Origin of the sequence: uncultured Exiguobacterium sp. (assembly GCF_964277885.1) — a bacterium.
Lineage (GTDB): Bacteria > Bacillota > Bacilli > Exiguobacteriales > Exiguobacteriaceae > Exiguobacterium_A.
On record NZ_CAXYJR010000005.1, the window covers coordinates 1,524,263 to 1,547,284 of the forward strand.

26 protein-coding genes and 1 other annotated feature are annotated in these 23,022 nt (G+C 48.0%); of the genes, 11 read left to right on the forward strand and 15 right to left on the reverse strand.

Going from position 1 to position 23,022, the window contains the following annotated elements; all coding sequences use genetic code 11:
- Positions 1-2 precede the first annotated feature (2 nt).
- Positions 3-689, reverse strand: coding sequence for a glyoxalase (locus ACHWTJ_RS09855; RefSeq protein WP_394679603.1), 687 nt, complete (start codon positions 687-689; stop codon positions 3-5).
- Between the two features lie 131 nt (positions 690-820).
- On the opposite strand from ACHWTJ_RS09855, the gene ACHWTJ_RS09860 reads away from it, so the two are divergent.
- Positions 821-1,477 carry a hypothetical protein gene (locus ACHWTJ_RS09860; RefSeq protein WP_394679604.1) on the forward strand — a complete coding sequence of 219 codons (657 nt, stop codon included), beginning with the start codon at positions 821-823 and terminating at the stop codon, positions 1,475-1,477.
- Between the two features lie 58 nt (positions 1,478-1,535).
- Positions 1,536-1,787 (forward strand): hypothetical protein, encoded by a 252-nt coding sequence (locus ACHWTJ_RS09865; protein ID WP_058265330.1) that lies wholly within the window; start codon positions 1,536-1,538, stop codon positions 1,785-1,787.
- Here ACHWTJ_RS09865 and ACHWTJ_RS09870 read toward each other — a convergent pair.
- From ACHWTJ_RS09870 to ileS, 3 genes are read right to left on the reverse strand one after another with little or no spacing between them, the layout of a single operon-like run.
- Positions 1,766-2,242 (reverse strand): GNAT family N-acetyltransferase, encoded by a 477-nt coding sequence (locus ACHWTJ_RS09870; RefSeq protein WP_394679605.1) that lies wholly within the window; start codon positions 2,240-2,242, stop codon positions 1,766-1,768. The two genes, ACHWTJ_RS09865 and ACHWTJ_RS09870, sit on opposite strands and share 22 nt — an antisense overlap.
- Before the next feature lie 16 nt (positions 2,243-2,258).
- Positions 2,259-2,744 carry an SMI1/KNR4 family protein gene (locus ACHWTJ_RS09875; RefSeq protein WP_394679606.1) on the reverse strand — a complete coding sequence of 162 codons (486 nt, stop codon included), beginning with the start codon at positions 2,742-2,744 and terminating at the stop codon, positions 2,259-2,261.
- 10 nt (positions 2,745-2,754) lie between these two features.
- The gene (gene ileS, locus ACHWTJ_RS09880; RefSeq protein WP_394679837.1) at positions 2,755-5,835 is read right to left on the reverse strand and encodes an isoleucine--tRNA ligase; all 3,081 of its coding nucleotides are present in this window, start codon (positions 5,833-5,835) and stop codon (positions 2,755-2,757) included.
- A 56-nt stretch (positions 5,836-5,891) separates the two neighbouring features.
- Positions 5,892-6,137: a binding site (T-box leader), on the reverse strand.
- Between the two features lie 84 nt (positions 6,138-6,221).
- On the opposite strand from ileS, the gene ACHWTJ_RS09885 reads away from it, so the two are divergent.
- Positions 6,222-6,770 (forward strand): GNAT family N-acetyltransferase, encoded by a 549-nt coding sequence (locus ACHWTJ_RS09885; RefSeq protein ID WP_294746894.1) that lies wholly within the window; start codon positions 6,222-6,224, stop codon positions 6,768-6,770.
- 69 nt (positions 6,771-6,839) lie between these two features.
- Here the strand turns inward: ACHWTJ_RS09885 and ACHWTJ_RS09890 are convergent, their stop codons facing one another.
- From ACHWTJ_RS09890 to ACHWTJ_RS09900, 3 genes are all read right to left on the reverse strand, one after another.
- A complete protein-coding gene (locus ACHWTJ_RS09890; RefSeq protein WP_394679607.1) occupies positions 6,840-7,223 on the reverse strand; it encodes a hypothetical protein in 384 nt (127 codons plus the stop codon).
- The gene (locus ACHWTJ_RS09895) at positions 7,216-7,425 is read right to left on the reverse strand and encodes a helix-turn-helix transcriptional regulator (RefSeq protein WP_023468028.1); all 210 of its coding nucleotides are present in this window, start codon (positions 7,423-7,425) and stop codon (positions 7,216-7,218) included. Before ACHWTJ_RS09895 ends, ACHWTJ_RS09890 begins: the two co-directional genes overlap by 8 nt.
- 136 nt (positions 7,426-7,561) lie before the next feature.
- On the reverse strand, positions 7,562-7,786 hold the full coding sequence (locus tag ACHWTJ_RS09900; protein ID WP_058265324.1) for a DUF2188 domain-containing protein: 225 nt from the start codon (positions 7,784-7,786) through the stop codon (positions 7,562-7,564).
- A gap of 411 nt (positions 7,787-8,197) precedes the next feature.
- On the opposite strand from ACHWTJ_RS09900, the gene ACHWTJ_RS09905 reads away from it, so the two are divergent.
- Together ACHWTJ_RS09905 and solA are read left to right on the forward strand one after the other, a co-directional pair.
- Complete coding sequence (locus tag ACHWTJ_RS09905) at positions 8,198-9,943, forward strand: methyl-accepting chemotaxis protein (protein WP_394679608.1); 1,746 nt, start codon at positions 8,198-8,200, stop codon at positions 9,941-9,943.
- Between the two features lie 70 nt (positions 9,944-10,013).
- The gene (solA, locus tag ACHWTJ_RS09910) at positions 10,014-11,147 is read left to right on the forward strand and encodes an N-methyl-L-tryptophan oxidase (RefSeq protein WP_394679609.1); all 1,134 of its coding nucleotides are present in this window, start codon (positions 10,014-10,016) and stop codon (positions 11,145-11,147) included.
- Positions 11,148-11,219: 72 nt separating this feature from the next.
- Here the strand turns inward: solA and ACHWTJ_RS09915 are convergent, their stop codons facing one another.
- Positions 11,220-11,489: a hypothetical protein gene (locus ACHWTJ_RS09915; RefSeq protein WP_294741939.1), complete on the reverse strand. Its 270-nt coding sequence runs from the start codon at positions 11,487-11,489 to the stop codon at positions 11,220-11,222.
- A 148-nt stretch (positions 11,490-11,637) separates the two neighbouring features.
- On the opposite strand from ACHWTJ_RS09915, the gene ACHWTJ_RS09920 reads away from it, so the two are divergent.
- The gene (locus ACHWTJ_RS09920; protein ID WP_394679610.1) at positions 11,638-12,156 is read left to right on the forward strand and encodes a transcriptional regulator; all 519 of its coding nucleotides are present in this window, start codon (positions 11,638-11,640) and stop codon (positions 12,154-12,156) included.
- 64 nt (positions 12,157-12,220) lie between these two features.
- The gene (locus ACHWTJ_RS09925) at positions 12,221-13,336 is read left to right on the forward strand and encodes a hypothetical protein (RefSeq protein WP_394679611.1); all 1,116 of its coding nucleotides are present in this window, start codon (positions 12,221-12,223) and stop codon (positions 13,334-13,336) included.
- Positions 13,337-13,388: 52 nt separating this feature from the next.
- Here ACHWTJ_RS09925 and ACHWTJ_RS09930 read toward each other — a convergent pair whose 3' ends face one another.
- Positions 13,389-13,739 carry a cupin gene (locus ACHWTJ_RS09930; RefSeq protein WP_294741944.1) on the reverse strand — a complete coding sequence of 117 codons (351 nt, stop codon included), beginning with the start codon at positions 13,737-13,739 and terminating at the stop codon, positions 13,389-13,391.
- 185 nt (positions 13,740-13,924) lie between these two features.
- Here ACHWTJ_RS09930 and ACHWTJ_RS09935 point away from each other — a divergent pair, with 185 nt between their 5' ends.
- The 3 genes from ACHWTJ_RS09935 to ACHWTJ_RS09945 are packed head-to-tail and all read left to right on the forward strand — an operon-like array spanning position 13,925 to position 15,800.
- A complete protein-coding gene (locus tag ACHWTJ_RS09935; protein ID WP_294746915.1) occupies positions 13,925-14,152 on the forward strand; it encodes a PLD nuclease N-terminal domain-containing protein in 228 nt (75 codons plus the stop codon).
- Entirely contained in the window at positions 14,149-15,033 is an 885-nt protein-coding gene (locus ACHWTJ_RS09940; RefSeq protein WP_394679612.1) for an ABC transporter ATP-binding protein, read from the forward strand. The genes ACHWTJ_RS09935 and ACHWTJ_RS09940 overlap by 4 nt, the downstream gene beginning before the upstream one ends.
- Positions 15,030-15,800 carry an ABC transporter permease gene (locus ACHWTJ_RS09945; protein ID WP_394679613.1) on the forward strand — a complete coding sequence of 257 codons (771 nt, stop codon included), beginning with the start codon at positions 15,030-15,032 and terminating at the stop codon, positions 15,798-15,800. Before ACHWTJ_RS09940 ends, ACHWTJ_RS09945 begins: the two co-directional genes overlap by 4 nt.
- A gap of 47 nt (positions 15,801-15,847) precedes the next feature.
- Here ACHWTJ_RS09945 and ACHWTJ_RS09950 read toward each other — a convergent pair whose 3' ends face one another.
- Genes ACHWTJ_RS09950 through nikA form a run of 5 tightly spaced genes read right to left on the reverse strand, consistent with a single transcriptional unit; the run spans position 15,848 to position 20,851 of the window.
- Positions 15,848-16,645: an ATP-binding cassette domain-containing protein gene (locus ACHWTJ_RS09950; RefSeq protein WP_394679614.1), complete on the reverse strand. Its 798-nt coding sequence runs from the start codon at positions 16,643-16,645 to the stop codon at positions 15,848-15,850.
- Positions 16,642-17,448: an ABC transporter ATP-binding protein gene (locus ACHWTJ_RS09955; protein WP_394679615.1), complete on the reverse strand. Its 807-nt coding sequence runs from the start codon at positions 17,446-17,448 to the stop codon at positions 16,642-16,644. Before ACHWTJ_RS09955 ends, ACHWTJ_RS09950 begins: the two co-directional genes overlap by 4 nt.
- The gene (nikC, locus tag ACHWTJ_RS09960; RefSeq protein ID WP_394679616.1) at positions 17,445-18,290 is read right to left on the reverse strand and encodes a nickel ABC transporter permease subunit NikC; all 846 of its coding nucleotides are present in this window, start codon (positions 18,288-18,290) and stop codon (positions 17,445-17,447) included. The genes ACHWTJ_RS09955 and nikC overlap by 4 nt, the downstream gene beginning before the upstream one ends.
- Positions 18,287-19,228, reverse strand: a complete 942-nt coding sequence (nikB, locus tag ACHWTJ_RS09965) for a nickel ABC transporter permease (RefSeq protein ID WP_394679617.1) — start codon at positions 19,226-19,228, stop codon at positions 18,287-18,289. The genes nikC and nikB overlap by 4 nt, the downstream gene beginning before the upstream one ends.
- 12 nt (positions 19,229-19,240) lie before the next feature.
- Positions 19,241-20,851: a nickel ABC transporter substrate-binding protein gene (gene nikA, locus ACHWTJ_RS09970; RefSeq protein WP_394679618.1), complete on the reverse strand. Its 1,611-nt coding sequence runs from the start codon at positions 20,849-20,851 to the stop codon at positions 19,241-19,243.
- A gap of 255 nt (positions 20,852-21,106) precedes the next feature.
- On the opposite strand from nikA, the gene ACHWTJ_RS09975 reads away from it, so the two are divergent.
- Positions 21,107-21,664: a hypothetical protein gene (locus tag ACHWTJ_RS09975; protein ID WP_055967479.1), complete on the forward strand. Its 558-nt coding sequence runs from the start codon at positions 21,107-21,109 to the stop codon at positions 21,662-21,664.
- Positions 21,665-21,720: 56 nt separating this feature from the next.
- Here ACHWTJ_RS09975 and ACHWTJ_RS09980 read toward each other — a convergent pair whose 3' ends face one another.
- On the reverse strand, positions 21,721-22,677 hold the full coding sequence (locus ACHWTJ_RS09980) for a diguanylate cyclase domain-containing protein (RefSeq protein ID WP_394679619.1): 957 nt from the start codon (positions 22,675-22,677) through the stop codon (positions 21,721-21,723).
- Positions 22,678-23,022: the final 345 nt, after the last annotated feature.

Below are 23,022 nucleotides of genomic sequence, written 5' to 3' on the forward strand. Positions count from 1 at the left end.
AATTATGAAGACACCGTACTTTGATGCCATACACCCGCTGCGTCAAGCCGGACCCGATGTCTGCCGTCGAGTTCCATCTCGATCGGACTGACCTTCGCCGTCTTCGGTGAGAACAACCATGTCCGTCCTTCTGGGACGAGCAAGATATGCGTTCCATCTGCGACCGGTCCGAGGAAGTTGAGTGACGCACCGTTGAGCGGACGTTCCCGTCGCTCGAGAACGCCGATCTCTGCTAACTGCTCACCCACTTCAAGCACGTCTTTCACTGTCAGACTCATCTCACCAATCCCGAGGATGTCGGAAACATCAAACGTCGGTTCCGCTTTAGATGGATTAATTTGATGCCGCGCGATCAGCTCCAAGACATTCTCATCTGGATCATAAAAATAGCAGGAATGCGAGTCCGTGAAGTCAAAATAAATCTCGTCCTGTCCATCTTCGATCAAGAGTGGTGTCCGTTCTACGAGCCACGCTTTTCCTTGTTGGAAGACGTTTTCCGGAATGTTGAACGCTATATGGTACTGCGTATCAACATCGTCCGTCTGTTGATATGTCAGTTGATCGGTACCGATTTGCAGCGTAAACGACTCATTCGTTTCCGAAACGAGCGGGAATCCGATCTCGTTTATGTAAAAATCTTTCATTGCCGGTAGATGGCGTGTCACAAGAGTGGTTTTTGAAATGTTCAAGCTGATGACCTTCCTTCATTTGCCGTAAAATTTATCAAATTCGATATACTTTATTTTACCACTAATGGTAAAATCATGACGAATGGAAAGTCTGATTTTTCAGATATATTTATACCTGAAAGGATGTTTTGATGAAATTATTAATCGCTCAACCAAAACGCGAGACCGGACTTGAGCAATTCGAACGTGAAATCGCCGCTTATCCTGAAATCGATCTGATTGTCTACCCAGAAGGCTATTGTACGGTCACGGAACTCAAACGCGTGCAACACCTTGCTAAACAGTTCAAAACAGCCATCGTCCTCGGTTACAAAGATGAAGCGAATCTCGATCGCGCTGTCATCATCGATGCGACCGGGACGATTCTGCTTGATCGCGCAAAAACACCAGAAGCCGGACCGCTTTACACGCCTTCAACAGCAAACGACGGGTCGTTCCGCTATGGATACGTCCTCTGTCGCGAAATCTTCTTAGGAAAAGACGGACTACGCGAGGAATCCGGACTCGATCTCATCTTCAACCCGATTGGCGTCGGCATGTTCAGTGAAGAACAGTACGTTGAGTGGTCCGGTGAAGCACGTAGTATCAGTCAGGCGCAACAAGCGCTCATGATCGGAACGAGTCATGCCGATGGTTCGTACCGCAACTGTGGTTTTTCGATTCCGATTGCCTTCATCTATGACGAGACCGGTGAACCGTTGCTGTTGTCTCATAACGATACGCGGACACGCCTGTTTGATACGGTCACGCGCCACGTCGAAGTCGTCGGTACACCCTCTTTATCGTAAACGAACACACGCTTCTTCTGACTGGAAGAAGCGTGCCATTCCTTCAGGAGGTGCTCTTATGTCTCAAACAGGTCGTGCGTCATTCTTTTGGAAACGATACTTCTATGTCTTCTTTCCTTTGTTCCTCTTCGGCGTTAGTCACGAATCATACCTGGTCGATAATCCGTTAGCTAACCTTGAGGACATCGGTGAGTTCGTCTTCTTCTTTTGCCTTTATCTGTTTAACTTTGCCGTCCTTGCCGCTCTTTTGACGAATCTGTGGTGGTTCTTCCTTCCGACAAAACCCGCTCATTCCGAAACCGATTTTTGATAGGAAACGAGTGTCGCCCGTTCGTTGAGCGGTTGACTGACACCCGTCAATCGATAGCCCATCTTCTCATAGAAATAACAGTTACGTGTCTCTTCGCGAATCGTCCGCAGTTCCCATGTCGTTGCAGCTGGATACGCTGCTTCAACGAGCTGTAATGCGCGTTGGGCGATTCCTTCACCTTGACGGGCTGGATCTAAGAACATCGGACTGATGGCGTAGCGATTCGCTGCTTTCGCAACGACACAAATCCCGCCGACGACGACATCGTCGACGATGATTTGATGAAACGTACTGCTCGGATGCGTGATCCGGTGAATGACACGATCGATCGATTCGTTCGCCGGATTCGTTGCAAAATCCTGATACCGCTCAAGCGTTTCTGAAAACGCCTCGATTTGAAGCGTATGAAGCCTCGCAGCGTCTGCAAGAGACGCTGTCTGTAATTGAATGTCCACTGAACCTCTTCCTCTCTTAACGGAACCATTCCCAAAATGGCGTGCCTTGCGCGACGATCAAGTAGTCGAGCCATCGCTCGAAGCCAAGCGGCATCGCGTCTTCCTCCCATTCCTCGAAATTAAGAAATTCCCCACTCCAAATCCGATTTCCTGCTGGGCGATTCATCTCGTAGACGATCCACTCCCCGTCTGGTCCTGCACCGATCACCAAGAAGTTTTCGGGACATTCCCACATTTCGCTATACGTTAGGCAATCCTCGATTGAAAAGAGTTCGAATCCATCGTTGTACGATAACGTTTCGTGTTGAAAGAGCTTCGCCCCGTTATGTTGACATAAGAACGTCTGATAGTCGTCTGCCGTCCACGCAGGTAACAGCGCGAGCTGTTCGTCCGTTGCTCCTCGGTTAAAAATGAAACGTTCTCGGGCTACTTCCCCTTCTTCTTTTTGGACCTCTAACAAACCGTCGACGAGTCGACCTTTTAATGCTTCTAATGCAATCATGCTCTTCTCCTTAACAATATTCTTTCGTTGGTGTGAACGAGACACCGACATCGTGTCCGCCTAGCTGAACATCCCCTGCTCCTTGTAGCGGTTCAGTTCGCACGGAGGATAAGACAAGATGTTTGAATAACAAAGGCTCAAACGTCTCGACGATCGGTTGGAACGTCGCATCGACCGACAAGACGAGATCGATTCGGGCGTCCCGCGATAACGCTTGTGCCTTCCGTTCCGACTGGATATAACGGACGAGCTCCCGCATCCAGCGTTCTTGCTCCAGTGTTTCCGTGATTCGTGTATCGAGCGTCACGGTGAGTCCACCATTCGTCGCAGCAGCAAAGCCCGTCTGGACGATTGGTTCGACGATGACGTCCGCTTGACGCACTTCGACTTCATCGCCTGATGCGGTCTGATAGATCAATCTTCCGGTCTCGAGCAAGTCGGAAGTCTCCTGTGCAGACAATTGTTGTAGCCATTGGTGGATCGCGTTCGCTTGCTGTGCGAATTTCGCTCCGGCTGCGCGGAAGTTCAGTTTCAGACGGAACCGTGTCGTCGCTTGCGTCGTCGGAACGATTTTGACGTCTTTTACATTCAGTTCCTCTTGAATGATTGCCGTATAGTCCGCCCACGAAAAGGTTTCACTCGATTGGACGCTTAAGCTAGCAAGCGGTTGTTTGACTTTTAAGGCATGCGTATTACGTACTTGTCGTCCTAACTCGACGACAGAGACAACTTGCATCATTTCGTATTCCAGATCAGGTCGGAGCATCGATCGATCGGCAACCGGATAATCCGCTACATGCACGCTCATCCCTGTTAATCGCTGATAAACATCATCAGCAAGGTACGGCGTGAACGGAGCGAGTAGTCGTGCCGTCGTCGAAAGTGCGAAGTGGAGCGTCATGTACGCGGCTTGTTTTTCTTGCGACCAATCAGCTTGCCAGAAACGTTCCCGCGAACGGCGGATGTACCAGTTACTGATCTCATCGACGAGTTGCGCAAGGCTCCGTGCTGCTTGAGTCAATTGATAATCGTCCATCGCATCCGTCACGTCTTGCGTCGTCTGATGGACACGCGAGAGCAACCATTCGTCAAGACGCGTCCGTTTTTGCGGACGTGAGCCATCAAATCCGTCCAGTTCGGCATACGTCAGATAAAACTGGACGGCGTGATCCAGTGTATCGACTAGCTTTGATTTTGCTTCTTGGACGATCCGCTCAGCAAACCGTTTCGCACTCCACGGACTGCTGTCGACGAGTAGCGCCCAGCGCAGGCTATCAGCACCATATGCTTCGATCAACGCCACCGGATCGAGGGCATTCCCGCGACTCTTCGACATCTTTTGCCCGTTCTCATCGAGGACGTGACCGAGTGCAAGGACACGCTTATAAGCAGGCTGTCCCGTGAAGAGTGTCGAGATCGCTTGCAAACTGTAGAACCAGCCCCGTGTCTGATCGATGCCTTCGATGACGACATCGGCTGGATACCGGTTAAGCGTTTGCATCCGTGACGGATAATGCTGTTGCGCGAACGGCATCGCTCCGCTATCAAACCAGACATCGATGACTTCGGGTGTCCGGTGCATCACACCCTGACACGTCGGACACGAGACCGATAACGCATCAACGTACGGTTTATGCAACTCGACGGATTCCGTCGATGTCGTCCGGTGCAACAAGTCCGCCTTATTTTTTGGAACGAATGTCGTGTCACACGCTTCACACTCCCAGACGTTCAGCGGGGTGCCCCAGTAGCGATTGCGACTGATGTTCCAGTCGACGAGTTGCTCAAGGAACTTTCCGAACCGCCCTTCCTTGACGTGATCGGGGTACCACGTCACAGATGCATTGTTCGCAAGGAGTTGTTCCTTGACGGCCGTCGTCTCGATGAACCAGTTGTCTTGTGCGTAATAGAGCAGTGGTGAGTCACATCGCCAACAATGCGGATAGCTGTGCGTATAGCGTTTTTTCGCAAACAAGCGTCCCCGTTCCGCGAGCATCTGGATGATCGCAACATCTGACTCCTTGACGAATCGACCAACGAGTGGTGGAACGGCATCCGTGTAACACCCAGCAGCATCGACGACATTAACGAATGACAGACCGTTTTCCCGGACGACCCGGTAATCCTCTTCCCCGTACGCTGGAGCAAGATGGACAAGTCCGGTTCCGCTCGTCGCTTGGACAAAGGGCGCCCCGACGACCGTATGACCGTTCTCTGGCGTCACGAAATCAAACGGTGGTTCATAACGCAAACCGACGAGTTCCGCACCGAGCTGTTCGGATACGACCTCGACGGATTCCGAGAACAGTTCAGCGACTAACGCTTTAGCGACAATGAATCGCTCTCCTTCAAACTCTACCGTGACGTACGTCAATTCCGGATGAACCGCCACCGCGACGTTTGCCGGTAACGTCCAAGGTGTCGTCGTCCACGCAAGCAGAAATATCTGCTCCATGTCGACGATCGGAAGTTTGACCGTCGCCGATAAGTCCGTCACGTCCTGATAGCCTTGCGCGACTTCATGGGAACTGAGTGACGTCTGACAGCTCGGACAATAAGGTGACACGCGGTGTCCTTTCGTCAACCAGCCTTTGTCATGGATCGTCCCAAGGATATGCCAGACGCTCTCGATATACTCGTCCTCCATCGTCACGTAAGGGTCATCCATGTCGACCCAGTAGCCGAGTTTTTCCGTGAATGCACGCCACTGTGTTTCATAGGAGAAGACACTTTCCTTACAGCGGGAGATGAATGCTTCAACACCATAGTCTTCGATCGCTTGTTTGCCGGAGATGCCGAGTTGTTTCTCGACCCCGAGTTCGACCGGTAGTCCATGTGTATCCCAGCCGGCTTTTCGTTCGACCCGGAATCCTTGCATCGTCTTATAGCGGGCGACGGTATCCTTGACGGTTCGTCCGAGTGCATGACCGACGTGGGGTAAGCCGTTCGCAGTCGGCGGTCCTTCGTAGAATACGAATTCCGTTTCCGTGCGTTGTTCAATCGATCGTGCAAAGACCTGGTCTTGTTTCCATCTGTTTCGAACACGCTCCTCACGTTGTTGTACGGTTTCTGCTTGATTTTGTGACGTCATCTCTTGTTCGCTCCCTTGTTGATAACTAAGAGAATACAAAAAAGTCCGCCCCCTTTGACAGGGACGGACTTCACCGCGATACCACCCATATTCCGTCGAGAATGCTTATTCTCGACAGCACTTAGTTGCACACTATCATGTGCATTCCATGTAACGGTGGACATCCGGTCACGCTTACTGAATGGTTCAGCGTGACTTCTCAGAGAGGATCTTCATGATTGATCTGGCTACCGGCTCTCAGCAATCCCGGTTTTCTGTAAGGCAGAGGGACAATCATTACTCTTTCTCGTCAACGAAATGATATGCTCTTGTTGTGGAGAATCTTACCACATGAATTAAAGACTGCACAACAGCTTTTTACATTTTCTTGAAAAGGAGTTTTTTGAATGTTACATACTTTCCCAATGCTTAAAACGAACCGCCTCGTCTTACGCGAAGTGTTACCCGAAGATGCTATGAGTGTCCTCGCCTATTTATCAGACGAACACGTCGTCAAACAGATGGGGCTCGACCCCTTTCAATCAGAAGCAGACGCGCTTGAAGAGATTGACTGGTACGCTTCGATTCGTCGCGATCGCACAGGCATCCGGTTCGGGATCGCGTTACAAGAAGACGATGTCATCATCGGCAGTTGCGGATTCTTGAATCAGTCGGCACGCCATCAGCGGGCAGAAATTGGTTTTGAGTTGAATCCTGCCTATCAGGGACAAGGCATCGCGAAAGAAGCAGCACTTGCAGTCATCACATATGGGTTTGAGGAGCTCTCTTTAAATCGTATCGAAGCACTTGTCTTACCAGCAAACACCGCGTCTCAACGATTACTTGAACGACTCGGTTTTCAGCGCGAAGGCTTGCTGCGTCAATATGAAAACTCGCGTGGTCAGTTCGATGATTTGTATATGTACTCGATTTTGCGGAGTGATTGGCCGTCTTAAAAAGATAATCTGTGAAATATCAAAAGTCGTTTAGATGGGTGAATCCGTCTAAACGACTTTTATACCGTTTTATCGATAAGATCTTGCTTTTAAAAATTCTATGATCGGCAACAGTGTCAGTCCGATCGCGAACAAGACGATCAATAACAGATTCGCTGATTCATGTAAAAAGTAATCGAGACAGATGAATCCAAAAATCAGGACAATCAGAATTTTGTAGCTAACGAGCCCACTCTCCATCGTAATCTTTTCTCCAAGTTCATCATTCGGTATCGGTCGACTGTCTTCTCCTGAACGTGCCCACGTAAAATACGAGAAGAACATGATCATCAGAATAGCCAATTGCACGATGGAGAAGAACGTTACATTGTTTTCGAAGATCATACTAATGATAGTAAGACTCGCAAGTATCACGAGCGTCACTAAAAATAAACCCGTTTTTTTCTTAGACATCCCATTCCTCCTGTTCTGAAATGAACAGATGATCGACTTGTGTCTGCAAGACTTTAGCGATATTAAACGCTAATTGTAAAGTCGGATCATACTTGTTGTTTTCAATCGCATTGATCGTCTGCCGACTGACCTGACAGCGGTCAGCCAGTTCTTGTTGCGATAATTTTGCCGCTAGACGTCGCTCCTTAATGTGGTTTCTCATGTCCATTCCTCCACGACGTGTCAAATTCTTTTTACATCTCTACTGTAATGAAATTCCATCCTCATGTCAAAAACATTTGACACGATAATCGTTAAAAAACACGTTCTGATGCTCAGAACGTGTCGTATATGATAGCTCAACCTCGTGGTGGAAATGGATCGTGTCCGTAGGAATCTTTTTCGCGAATCTGCCCTTCTTTGTTATGAATGACAAGCTCCGTCTTCTGTTTTTTCGCAATCCGACGCCCTTCTGCAATCGCTTCTTTCTGTGTAGCAAATCGCTTTGTTGCTCGAGTCGCACCAGCAGCTTTCACTTGATAGCCACCTTTAGGATGTGGCGTGACATGTTGCTCTCGTTTCATCCAACTCCTCCTCTCATACGTGTCAGCTAGATACGTTCACGTCACATTGATGACTATCTTGATGTCCCTGTTTCAACAGTATCTTCGATTGGCAACGTAGACATGTCATCAATCGGAAGGTTGCTTTTTTCGTGCTGACCGCATGTCTTCGTAATTCATTTTCATATACATGTCTTGCCTTGATTCGATGATCAACTTCACTTTCCATCTCAATCCCTCTTCCCTCAACTTATATTTTTTTCTAACTATTATGTGCCCTGAATCATTCTCTACAAATCCTTTTTTAAGAAAATCAATGTTTCCGCAGGCAGTTTCATAAAAATATCGTCAAAAGGTCCTGTTTAATATGTATTTTACCGACCGATAAATGAATTACAGATAGAAAATATGAGTTGAGAGGACTAGTTGAACGTGAAGAACACAACCAAGAACCATTCCATCCGAACGCGCCTTTTAGTAATGATTAGTTTGATTTTGATTGCCTTTTTTGTTTTTAGTAGTCTAGCTTTATACTTCAATACGAAACAAACGGCAGTCTCAACATTGAAAGCGACCGCTGAAAAGGACGCACTGCGCATCAGTAAAACGTTCGATACGGCAACTTACAGCGAATTTCTACAATCGCCTGTCGCGTCCGAACAATACGAAACGTTACGAACAGAACTCGATACGTTACGAAAGCAAAATGGACTCTTATATACATACACAGCACGCATCGACCAAAATAAGGTTCGATTATTAATCGATGGTTTACCAAAAGATAAGGCTGCGAAAATCAATGCCCCGGCAAGTGGTGCAACCGTTGCCGAAATGCAAGACGTCCTAAAGGGCAAAACACATACGACGGACGTGATTGATGATCCAATCTACGGACAGTACATCAGTGTCTATGTCCCCTTGAAAGATTCGACTGGCAACGTCATCGGCATCCTTGGAACCGATATCGCAGCGAAGGAAGTCGATGCTCTGACGACCGATCTATTGCAACAAAACGCTCCGATTTTCATCGGTTTGATGCTCCTACTGTTGACGATAACCCTTATCTTGCTCTACATCGTCCTCGGTCGTAAATTACGTCCGCTCGAGACGTTACAGAAAGTCGCCGCCTTGATTGCTGAGGGACGACTGGATCAGGCAAAACAGACATTGACCGATTTGACGATTGCTTCAAAAGACGAAATCTATGCGCTTGCGATCTCGATTCGTGATATGAACGAGATGCTGCGGACGATGATCGTCGACATCAAACAGACGGCTACCCTCGTCTCGACGACGAGTCAATCGATCGACCAAAGTACGTCGGAAGTACTCGACGGTTCCGAACAAATCGCTCATACGATGTCGGAAATCGCGACCGGAACCGAAAGTCAGACGCAAGTTACACTCTCGTTGAATGACGAGATGAATCGGTTCGCAACATTGATTGAGACGACGAATCAGTCTGGTGTTGAAATTCAAGGAACGACGGAGCAGATGGCAACACTGACACGAGTCGGTCGGGAGCAAATGTCTACTTCTGTTGAACAAATGCGTCACATTCATCAGCATGTCACGCAATCTGCTGAACAGATTGATCTACTGAAACAGCAATCATCAGATATCCAAACGCTCGTCGGTATCATCCGCGGAATTTCCGAACAGACGAATCTACTCGCCCTTAATGCCGCGATTGAAGCGGCACGGGCTGGTGAACAAGGCAAAGGATTCGCTGTCGTTGCGACCGAGGTCAAGAATCTTTCGAGCCATGTCGCTAGCAGTGTCAGTGAGATCGCAACGATTGTCACGTCAATCGAAGCCAGTGCGCAGCAGATGCAACATAGCTTTAAAACGACGGTCGAAGCAACAGCAGCCGGTGAACAGATCGTCCTTGATACGGATACGACGTTCGAACGGTTGACGGATCAAGTCACGCACGTTTCAACGGCAACACAGCAGATGACGCAACAGATGGAAGACGTCTTGCAGGCAGAACGGTTCATCCGCAATGCCTTGACGGAAATTGCCGCTGTCGCGGAAGAGCATACGGCGAGTAACGAGGAAGTTGCCGCTGCGTCTGAACAAATGATTGCGACGATCACGACGCTCCATACGCTCGTTGGTGATTTAAATGCACGAACAGAACATTTAGAACAGGAAGCCCGTCGCTTCGAGATTTAATCTTTCATTTGTTCTTTTCTGGTTCTCACTCTATACTGGTGTGAACTTACATATGAAGGAGTCGAACCAGATGTCCCATTATGATGTCATCATCGTCGGTGCCGGTTCTATGGGGATGGCAGCCGGCTACTATCTCTCTCGAACCGATCAAAACATCTTACTATTAGACGCTCACAATCCACCACATGATCAAGCGAGCCATCACGGGGAGACTCGGATCATTCGTCATGCCTACGGGGAAGGTGAAGCTTATGTCCCGCTGGCGTTAGCCGCGCAACGCTTATGGTACGAGTTGGAACAGATCAGCGGTCGGAGCCTGTTTCTGAACACCGGAGTCTTAAACGCTGGTCACCGCTCGTCCCATGCGATGCAGACGATCATCAGGAGTGCAGCGCAATATGATTTACCGCTTGAGATCCTGACGGCTGACGAAATGAGAACGCGCTGGTCCGGCTTAACGATGCCCGACGAGTATATCGGTTGTTTTGAACCGACGTCCGGTGTGTTGAAGTGCGAGGATTGTATTGAAGCATACCGCGATCTTGCTGTCGCGAACGGTGTCGACATCCGGACGAATGCGAAAGTGACGACGCTTACCGCCCACACTCATGGTGTGGACGTAACCGTCGGATCAGACACCTATTCGGCTGACGCGTTAATCGTCGCAGCCGGTGCCTGGTCTGGTCCGTTGCTCGAACAGACTGGACTCTCCTTACCGCTGCGCCCCGTCCGCAAGACGTTCGCCTGGTTCGAAGCAGTGGAAGAGGTATTCAATGACGCGGTGTTCCCTGCCTTCGCCTTTGATACACCCGCCGGTTATTATTACGGTTTTCCAAGTATCGCTCAAGCCGGTCTGAAAATCGGACGCCACGACGGCGGCATCCCGGTTGATCCGAATCAACCACGCCGTCCTTTCGGTCAAGAGACGGGTGATCTGGCTGATTTACGACAGTTCACGAATACGTTCATGCCCTCAATCGATACTTTAGCTCACGGCAAACCGTGTCTCTATACGATGACGCCAGACGAAGATTTCATCATCGATTTGCATCCGGACTATCCGCATATCGCGATCGCCGCCGGCTTTTCCGGTCACGGATTCAAGTTCAGCAGCTTAGTCGGAAAAGTACTCAGTGAATTAATCATGGAACGATCAACGACTGAACCGATCGGACCGTTCGCGATTAAGCGTTTTGCGAAATAAAGCATATGGTATGAAACGACAAAGACCGGCAACGAAAATGCGTTGTCGGTCTTCTGTATCAACGGTATGATGTCACACCGATTCATTCGATTGTTGCTGATTTTTTGCAGCTAGCTTTTGACGCTGTTTTTTCTCATCTTCAGTCCACCAGCCGTGAATCAATAAGACGAGTCCAAGGATCAATGCACTTATCGGAAAATATGTTAAGCCGTACTCTCCAAGGTTTCCCCCTAAAAATTCTGGCGATAACTCAACATACGCTCGAAACATCTGAACGATGAAGAATAAGAAAAAGCTTGTAATCAAGGCATATGTACCGTAGCGATAACTTGTATTTTTCATATGATGACTCCTTTCTAAACATACTCTAATATAAATCATTCAAGGGATACACTAAATTCCCTCTTTTTACATTATCATTTTTAAGAATGTTTCCAAAAACATGATAAGATAGTTTTAGAATTTCAGTGATAAAGGAGTTAGATGCGTGATGAACTTTAATTTATTTAAAAATCATGTCCGTTTTAAGATTGCGCTCGAATTGATTGATCTCAAAAATGGCTTATCAATCATGCAACTGAATCAACGTTTAACGGATGTACCGCAGTCTACTTTGTACCGGCAAGTCAATGCAATGATAGACGATCAGTTATTGAAAGTCGTCGCCACCCAGCGCGTCGGAAAAGTCGAGGAAAAAATCTATGCCTTGAATACAAGCGGTTACCAGATCAGCGAAGCGGACTGGAACAGTGCGACGTACGATGAAAAAGTGAATTTCGTCTCGTTCTACTTCATGTATGTCTTGCAGCAGTACCAAACCTACTTCGAACAGACCGTTCAAACGCAAGGTCAAGACCTCTCGACGTTCTCAATTGCGAAATTGCACCTGACGGATGAAACCTTCAATGATTTTCAACAAGACATGCGGGCACTACTCGAAAAATATCATCACCTGGAGGCAGAAGACCAGGCAACTGAACGGACCGTCTCACTCGTCATCTTACCGTAGACACTCTCCGAATTCAGGAGGGTGTTTCTACGACACAACTTTATTAGGGAGCGAAATGGAGACCATGAAACGGATCAAAGAAGACCTTGATGAAACGGTAATGGATACGTTAAACAACACCTTCACCAAGTGGAATCTCGAGAACGTACATAAAGAACAGATTCTAAAGATTGGTGAAGGAGCTTGGCACTCTGTTTATAGAGTAACTAGGTTAGACGATCAAGACCTTGTGATTCGTATAAAAAAGAACGAAGCGTACGGTGAATTACAAGCAATTGATGAACAAGAGTTGACTACAGAGTATGAGTCTACGAAAGCTTATTATTCACATGCCAATACAAGTGATCAAAATGTCTGTCCTGACTTTTATGAGTATTTTATTGAAGATGACACAGTATTTACATTAGAAACGTTCATGGGTCGTGGAACAGATTTATTGTTACTCGATCAGAATAAAGCCCATTCTTACGGTACGAAATTAGGACAAATTTATCATCATATACACAACCAAAAAACCTCTATTGCGGGTTTCGGGGAATTGCACTGGCAAGGGGAAACTTTACGAGGTAGCGATTCAAAAAACAGGGATGAATTATGGCAGGAAGAAAATGAACACGTCTTAACCGTCTTAAATACGCTTATTCACTCTAATCTTTGCTTTGATAAAGAAAAAGTCGGTCAGCATATACATGCTTTAATTGAAAAGAGACGAACTCAGGTTCAAAACATCTCGCTCGTGAATCAAGATGTAACACCAGAAAATTTAATATTAAGTGATGAACACATTGCACTCATTGACCCGTTTCCAAGATTGGATTTTGATTTGAAATACGCGGCTTACTTTGTTTTTTGTTACAAATTTTTGTTACCAGCCTTCTCAAATGCTCCACGATACATAAATCAAGCCTATCAAGAAAAAAGTAATGTTCTAAACAAAATCGCTGACGGATTCATAAGTGGATATTACTTTAACGTGGTTGGAGACGAACGCACCACTCAAATTCAACGATTAAAGGATGAGTATACATTATGGATATTGCAAGAAGCGTATGAGCACTACGACATGTTACATCAGCCTCATCTCACTTATAAAACTACGCAACAGATGGGGAATCGAGAAATGATAAATGCTCGGTTACGTTTATGTCTCGAAGAATTAGAAAAATGGTGTACGGAATAAGAGTAGAGGCTGACGCATAAGTCAGCCTCTTTATGTATCAAGCTTAGTTTCGTCATACGGAAACGAGGGCTGACGTATCGAGTGACTCACTTTCAATCACGATCGCTGTTAAACCCTTATTCGTCTTCGTTTCGTGCCATTCTCCTTGATTCCAAAACACGGCTTCCCCACATTGAACTTTTATGTAGTCATCTGTTTCTCCTCTTACCAAACCTTCACCCTCTACGATTAATAGAAGTTGCGGCACGACAGCCTGGTGATAACCGACCACGCCATCCTTGTCTAAATGGATGCATCCGATGTACGTCACTTTTTCCGTTTGCATGATCCGTGACATCACGAAGTTTGAATCGAATTTTGTGATTTCCTTGCCCACCTCTTTTTTGAATTGATAAATCTGCATATTGTCCTCCTCGATGACATGGTTCGTCTTTCTTTATAAACCGGTTTCTTCAAATCGCATTTGGAAAATTTTGATAAGAGAAGTTTATCATAGCTCTAACTGATTGAGAACTAACGATGATTCGGATGTAGGATTGACTTTTCTATTTTCATTATTGATAATGATAATAGAAAAGGAGGGTTTTTATGAACACAGATTTCTCTGCCTTATCACACATCGACTGGGAACGACTTCTGCCCCTATTATTGATTTACCTCTCCATCAATCTGATTCTACTCAGCTGCGCCTGTATCGATTGGTTCAGACGGAAGGACCGGATTGCGACACCGACTACTTGGTTATTGATCATTCTCCTCGTCCAGCCGATTGGCTCGATTCTCTACTTCGTCCTCGGAAGGAGGATGACGGTATGATTCAGATTTCTCATCTCCAGCTTTCACTTCAACGACGTCTTATCCTAAACGATATTTCATTTACGATTCACGAACATGAATGTCTTGGACTGATTGGTCCGAATGGTGCCGGAAAAACGACACTCCTGAAATGTCTGAGCGGCATGATCGAGAGTGACCGTGGTTCAATCACGATGTCTTCGCGCCCTATTCGTCAACACCAACAATCGATCGGCTACTTATCACAACAAACAGATTTCAAGTCTTGGATGACGTGCGAACAATCACTACGTTTCTTCGGACGCTTGTCGGGGCTTGATCGCGCAACGTTAAATAAGCGGATTCCAGCCGTTCTACATGAAGTTGGACTCCACAATCAACAAACAGAAATCGTCGAACGCCTGTCCGGCGGCATGCGCCAACGTCTCGGAATCGCCCAAGCGATTTTACATGAACCGACATTTTTGATTCTTGACGAACCGGCTTCCGCCCTAGATCCGAGTGGTCGATATGATATCAATCAATTAATTCTCCGCTTAAAGAAACGAATGACAATCATCGTCTCGACGCACTTGTTAGAAGACGCAAAGACGTGTTGCGATCGCTTCCTCGTCATTAAACACGGAAAATTATTGGGGCCGCTCGATAATCAACGCAACGTGGATCAATACCGGATTCAAGTCGAGACGCTTCTCCCTGTCTCGTCGTTTTCTGCGACACTATTTCCACGAGTCGAGATTGATCGAATCAACCCATGCTGCTATCAGTTCTCCGCACAGCAACCACTTGATCTCTCAGAGTTAGCGACTACCTTGATTCAGCTAGGATGGTCGATTGCTTCGATTGCCTATCAACCGATCGGACTCGAGGAACGGTTCCTCGACATGGTGGCAGACGTATGAGGACCTTTTATACGCTGACATGGATTGAGTGGTTGGAAGCATGGAAAGAATGGAAGATCGTTTGGTTACCGCTGTTCTTCATTGCTCTCGGCGTGACCCAACCGTTGCTGTTGATGTACATGGATGTCTTGCTCGCACACGTCGGAAACGCGGACGGAATCATCGTTGATCCGAATCGTCCTGCCCCGCGATCGCTTGACGTCTTCAGCGCAACAATCCACGGGCAGTTCAATCAGCTCGGCTTGATCGTCCTGATCATGAGCTTCATGGGACTGCTCGCTTCAGACCGACAAACCGGCATGCAGGATTTCATTCTGACGCGCCCTGTCTCTCGGAATGTCTATCTCCTGTCGAAATGGTTCAGTCACGGAATGATCAGTCTCTTCGGGATGCTGATTGGTGCCCTCACGTCCTACTGTCTGACCGTCTATTGGTTCGGATTCCTTTCGCCAATGCTTGCACTTCGCATCATTCTCGATTTTAGTCTTTGGACGTTGTTCGTCGTCAGTCTGACGCTTCTGATCAGCACTTTCTTGCGACGTGCTGTTCCAATCGGTATCTTGTCGCTCGTCGTTTCCTTACTACTTGTTGCACTTTCTTCATTAAAACCAGACATTCTATTCTTTATACCTGGTGCGCTTCTGTCGCTCCCATCGCACACATCGTTTTTTTCTTCGTCTCATCTAATCGGTGTCGCCTCTTGTCTCATTTGGATTCTTCTCACACTCGGCTGGTCGGCACTTCGGTTCCGAAAAACGGCTTATTGATTTACCGCTACAACACAAAAAGGATAACGGAGCCGTTCAGCCGTCCGTTATCCTTTGTTTGCTTGTGTCTTTCGAATCGTTCGTTGCCTTGGATGCACGGCAAGTTTTGCTTGGCGCATCCGTTCGACGGCAGGATCCGTCGCAGCATCGAACGCTGCTAAACTCGGGTAATACCCGACGAGACGTCCCTGCTCCAAAATCGCGAAGCTGTCGCAAAGTTGCTCGGCAGCTTTAATGTCATGCGTGATGAAGACATATGTTAGGCCGTGTAGCCGCTTCAAGTCAGCTAACAGTGCGAGAATCAATCGTTTGTTGACCATGTCGAGGCTACTGACTGCTTCGTCTAAAACGATCAGTCGTGGTTCAGCAGCAATCGCTCGCGCAATCGCGATTCGCTGCAGTTGCCCGCCACTAAACTGCGCCGGATATTTCGTCAGATCCGTTGCCTTGAGCCCGACTTGTTCGATAAGCGTGACAAGTCGCTGTTGCCGTGCTTCACCCTTTAAACGAATGAAGTTATCAAGCGGTTCGGCGATGATATCGGCCGCCGTCAGCTTTGGATTGACGGCGGCGAATGAATCCTGGAAGACGACTTGGACATCTCCTTGAAACGGTCGTTTTGTCGCATGCCGATCGACACCGTTGAACCAGATCGTGCCGCTTGAAGGACGTTCGAGCCCAAGCAACAATCGCCCGAGCGTACTTTTGCCGGCACCACTCGACCCAAGTAGTCCAAGACAACGTCCCGCTTCAAGCGTCAACGACACATCATGTAAGACGTTCTGTGCTGGTCGAAACCGGCGTTTATAGACGTGTGAGACTTGATCGATCTGTAGTAAACTCATCCGAACGCCTCCCTTCCTAGATGCTGGGCGAGAAGGGACTGTGTATACGGATGTTGCGGTCGATCAAACAAATCAAAGACATCTGCTTGCTCAACGATCCGTCCTTGCTGCATGACGAGGACATCGTCTGCAAGTTCAGCGATCACACCGAGATCATGTGAGATGAGCAAGATTGCCGTTCCGTAAGTCGCCCGCATCCGTTCGAGTAATTCAAGAACCGTCTTTTGATTAAAGACATCGAGTGCCGTCGTCGGTTCATCGGCAATCAAGACGCTTGGGCGCAGGGCAACAGCTAAGGCGATCATGATCCGTTGCAACATTCCCCCACTCAGTTCGAATGGATAAGCTTTGAGCAACCGGGCGGCGTCCGTCAGATTGACTTCTTCGAGTGCCGTCATCGCTTGTTGTTTCGCTTCACGTTTGGAGCAACGTGTATGAGTCTGAATCGTCTCGATCATCTGGTGCCCGATCGAGTAGACCGGTGTGAAGGCACTCATCGGATTTTGCATGATGAACGCAATCTCACCGCCCCGAATCGTTCGCACAGCGCGTTCTGATAAGGATTGAATTGATGTTCCGTTCAGTCGAATATCGCCAGTGACGTCTGTTGTCTGTGGATTAAGCAGACGCATCAAGGCGAGACTCGTCACCGTTTTTCCGCAACCACTCTCTCCGACAAGACCAAGAATCTGTCCAGCTTGCATTGAGAACGTCACACCTTCGATCAATGTTACTTGTTGTTTCGTATGGACGGTCAGACCGTCGACAGCTAAGATCGGTTCGATACGGGCACCTCCTCTCATTTCATCGTTTTTGACACACCGAATCGTTCTGCTAACTGTTCTCCTACTAGGTTAAAGCTGATGATGACAAGCATGATCGCAAGTCCCGGATAAATCATCAATTCCGGATTCGTCCGGATGTACGATTTTCCTTCGTGAATCATCGCTCCCCACTCGGCAGTTGGTGACTGGACACCAAGACCGAGGAATGACATCGCTGAGATATCCATGATCGCCCAGCCCATCTCTAGCGTTCCGATGACGAGCAGCGGCGGTAAGATGTTCGGCAGGATGTGCGTCCGGATGATCTTCCACGAAGACGAACCGTTGACGCGAGCAGCGGCGATGAAAGCTTCCGTCTTCAGCGTCATGACCATTCCGCGGAACATTCGCGCGTAGTAGACCCACTGGACCAGCATCAAGGCGATGATGACCTGCTTGAGACCTGGACCGAAAATACCGACGAGACCGAGGACGAGAATCAGACTCGGAAATGCCATCACACCATCACAGAGGCGCATCAAGAGTTGGTCGACCCAACCACCACGGTAACCGGCAAGTGTTCCGACGAACAATCCAATCGCAAGTGAGGCGACGAAAATCAACACGGCACAGCCGAGTGAAATCCGCGCGCCGTAAATCAAACGCGACAAGAGACAGCGTCCGAGTTGGTCGGTTCCGAGTGGATAGGCTGACGACGGCCCATGGAGCTTTTGCGTCAGGTCGACGAGGTTCGGATCATGCGGCGCGATCCATGGCGCGAACAACGCCATGCCTGCCATCCCGATTAAGACGAAGGCACAGAGATATAGAAGCGGCGTATACCGCGACCGGATCATCGTTGCTGGAAGTGGAGTATTCATACCGTTCCTCCTTTTTTCGCTAGGCGTGGATCGAGCACGGCTTGAATGATGTCGACGAGCAAACTGCTACCGATAAAGACGAGTGCCGCGAGAAAGACGTAGCCTTGGATGACCGGCATATCCCGATCAAAGATTGCTTCAATGAAGTAGCGACCGAATCCTGGCCACGAGAAGACGGTCTCGACGATGATCGTTCCCGTCAGCAACTTCCCAAGGTTCATCCCAAGACCCGTGATCATCGGCGGAATTGCCATCCGAAGGACGTGTTTCCCAAGAATCCGTCCTTCCTTTAATCCACGTGTCCGGGCAAACAAGACATACGGTTCGTTCAATGATTCGATCACACTGCCACGGAGCAATCGTGTATACAAGGCAATCAACGGAAAGGCGAGCGTCAATGCCGGTAAGATCAAGTGCATCACACTTCCCGTTCCGCCGACTGGGAACCAATCTAGCTGGACAGAAAAGAAGAAGATGAACAGATACCCGAGCCAAAACGACGGGATTGAAGCCCCGATGAAGGCGATTGCCCGACTGAGATGGTCAAAGAAACCATTCTTCTTGATCCCAGCAAGGAACCCGAGCGGGATGCTTATGACGAGTGCGAGCAGTAGACTCGTTAATGCCAACTCGACCGTCGGTGGTAAGCGGAGCAAGACATCTTCAAGGACCGGTTTTCCGGAAAGATACGATGTGCCGAAATCGAGCTGCGCCAAGCGGATGACGGCATCGAAGTATTGTTGATAGAACGGTTGATCGAGTCCGAATTCTGCTCGTTTGGCAGCGAGTAGTTCATCCGTCGGTTGGATATGAGCAGCGGACAGATAGGCCTGTGCCGGATCAACCGGTGACAAATGAATCAACCCTGTCAGAATCAAGACCGCCAGTAACAAAATCGGGATGACGGATAATATGCGTTTGACGAGGAAGACCCCCATGTCATCCCTCCTTTACTTAATGCCGATCCGAGCAAATGGACTCTCATCCCGGTTCGCCGGGAACTGGAAGTTCGTCACGTCCGACTGATAGACCGCCATCTTCTTCAAGTACGAAATTGGAATCAATGCTCCTTGATCTTGGAGTGATGGCAGAATGTCGGCGTACATCTTCTGACGTTTCGACTCGTCTGTCGTTTTTAAGACATCTTTAATTTCTTGCAACAGTTGTTCTTTATTCGGATAAGCCGAAATCGCTTCCTTGAAGCCGAAGCCATCCGTATCAATCAGGTTCACAAACGTATGCGGATCATACGGTGCACCGAAGTTGCTGTAGAAGTTGATGTCAAATCGGTTGTCTTTAAAGCGCTGAACTTGATCCGGCAGTTCAACGGCTTCTGTCTTCAGCTCGACGCCGATTTTCGACCATTCCGATTGTAACGTTTCGGCCATCGCCTTTTGGACCTGCTCGGCCGCATCATACATCATCCCGATTTGCAGCGGTTGACCATCCTTGACGCGAACCTTTTCACCTTTCGGCAGTTTCCAACCTGCTTCGTCAAGAAGACGATTCGCTTCCTTGACGTCATAATCCCGTTGCTTCACTTTTAGGTTCGACGTGTACGGCATATTCGGTGGCAACAGGTAGTCAGCCGGTGCTTCTATTCCCGACGTGATCCCTTCGACGAGAGCGGCTTTATCAAACCCGTGCTGGAGCGCCTGGCGGACGCGTTCGTCAGACAGACGCTTATTTTTCGTATTCAAGACGAGGAGACGCGTCGCGACTGGTTCGGACATCTCTGTTTTGTAGGATTTATCCGTCTTCAACTGATTGAAGGCATCGATGCTGATCGCCCCTTCACCGTAAATCAGATCAACCTGTCCTTTTTCGAGTGCTAAGACACGCGTTTCCGCGTCCGGGATGATGTCGACCTTGATGTGATCGATGTTCGGCTTCGGACCCCAGTAGTTCTTATTGACCTTAAACGTCGCATACTGATCCGGTTTGTATTCGTCAAGCATCCATGGACCTGTCCCGACTTCTTTTTTGACACCCTTCGACGTATCGCCGTTTTCCGGGAATCCCGCTTCTCCGAGGAAACGGACCGGGCGAACGACCGCGAGCTCTTGGATCGTCGGGTAATAGGCTTCGGATAATGTCAGGCGGAACGTCTTCGCATCAACAGCTTCCGTCTTCTCGATTTTCGTGATGAAGCCAAGCCAGCTATGTAAGGCTTTTTGTTTGAGGATCGCGTCAAAGTTCTTTTTGACGATCGCTGCGTCGAACTTCGAACCGTCCGAGAACTTGATGCCGTCACGGAGCGTGAACGTATACGTTTTTCCGTCTTCAGAAATCTTCCAAGACGAGGCTAAGTATGGCTCGAGCTTTCCACCTTCTCCGTAGTGGACGAGTGGTTCATAGATCATTGACTGTGCGAACAGTTGTGATGGGTTATAAACGTGCGGGTTCATCGTTCCGACGTCGCGTGGCCACGCGAGCGTCAATGTATCTTTATCTTTTCGCTCTCCTGTCGACTCGCCCGGGTTCGAGCAGCCGATCAATAAAGATGTCAAAGACAGGATCGAGACGGTAGAAATCAGTAATTTTTTACGGTTAACGTTCATGGTAGGCAGAACTCCCAACTTGTATTGATAATCATTTTCAATTGTATGAGGGAAAGGGAAGGATTGTCAATGGATAATCCAGCTTTTAACTGGACGTAACGGCGCTTTTTAACAGGATTTCCACGCATAACTGAGTAACATTCTGTGTACGCTTCTTTTTTGTCAATAATTGTAATCAGATTTGTAAAGCGGTATTCTAGTTTGGATGCTGCGTTTCTTATCTAACGAAATCAATTGCACGGAAAGGATGATAGGATGTCACGACTGGTTTCCTCCGTCTCGCTTGTGTTGCTCAGTCTGCTCTTAGTGCTCCCTTTACTGATGATCGATGGACTGATTTTATACGTCGGAGATGTGTCCTACGACTCGTTCGTTGGTTGTCTAGTGTTTCTCGTATGTTTCTATCTCGCTAGCCTGGTCGTCAGCGTCGTCTTCGACGGGATGATGCGTGCGCTTGGCGGACTGTTTAAGCGTCGTTTCTCGAACATACTGTTTGCTGTCGTGAACGGTTCCGTCAGTTTGAGCGTCTTACTTTGGATGGACCTCTACGTTGCGTCGATCACGATTTCTCTCGCGACAAAAGTCGTGCTGGTATCTGTACATACGGTATTGTTTTACCTGATTCATCAATCGAGCGATTCGACTGCTTCGTCTTCTGAAGGCAGCGCACAACATGAGCCAATCGTCCAAGAAGCCATCCGCTTGTTAGAAGATGTCGATCCCGTGACATGTGTCGAACAGTTATGTCTCAAGTACCCTGATCTTCCGAAAAAGGACATCATTCGGATCGTCTATCGTCTTCATGGCAACTAAAAAGACCTGAATGTTTCTGAGAAGATTCAGAAGCGTCAGGTCATTTTTTATTTCTTTCATTTCTTCGCCAACTCATAGAACTGATACGTATTCTTTCCTAACGACTTAGCGGCATATAGCGCGGCATCTGCCTGTTGTAACAAGGCTTGCAACTCTGGACGGTACTCACCGTCATACATCACGATCCCGATGCTCGTCGACACCTGGTAGTCCGTTTCCCACTCACTTAACGCAGTGACGATCCGCTCTGCGAGTCGTTCCCAGCCATCCCTCGAATCAGCATGTCCAAAATGCAGAATGAACTCATCGCCTCCTAGTCGCACGGCTATCGCATCATCCTGTTCACGTACGAATTGTCGCAAGCGTTGTGCGACTTCTTGCAGGACGATGTCCCCCGTCTCGTGTCCATAAACGTCGTTGACCTGCTTAAAGCCATCTAAATCAAGGAAGAAGACGGCTCCTGTCTGCCCGCGATGCTCCTCGAACTGTTTCGTTAAGTACCTCCGATTGTGCAGTCCTGTCAACGCGTCTTTCCAAGCATGACGCTCAAGCTCCAAGTAGTACAAAAACAACCGGACGATCCGTTGCAATAGCTGAACATTCTTTTGCTCATACAAGCTGACCTGATTATTGATCGCACATAACGTTCCGAACGTCTCACCGCTCGTCAAGACGATCGGAATACCTAAATAGGACCGAACGTGAGCCTCCTCCAGACCTTTTCGCCAGTCGCCAAGTTGTTCCGCGTTCGGAATATCTTCGAGGACGACCGGCTGTTTCGTCTCGAAATCAATCAGTTTACATAACGATTGGTTCAATTCAAGCTGCATGCCTTCCACTATCGGGATATCCGCTTTATCGTTCGCGATTTTCAACATCCGTTGTTGCCCTGCTTCGATTGCTGATAAATACAGCATCTGGTCCGGTAGAATCTCTTTTGCGAAATCGAGGACATCATCTGCGAGCTCATCAAAATTTTGATACATCTTCAAGTCTTCAAATGGTTGATTCATACAGCACCTCATTTCGAAGTCAGCTTCTGTAGCGTCTCTGATTTAAAAAACGAAAAGGTTACATTTATTACCACTTTCTCTTTTTACTGTCGGTTAAACCTGTTTTCGTTAAAAGCGTCTGATGGTCCTATTTCCGAGTCCTAATTGAGAAAGATTATCATTTTTTTATTTTCGTATAGTTTATAGAAGGTAAAAATTTGGACAGCCATTTGGCTGGAAATGAGCGTTGCGTCTTCTAAAATCGTCTGCTATCATTCTCGGTGAACATGACAATGATAATCATTATCACTTATTAAGAACAGATGACTCAGATAGAACTACATAATCCATCTGCTACTTAATCCG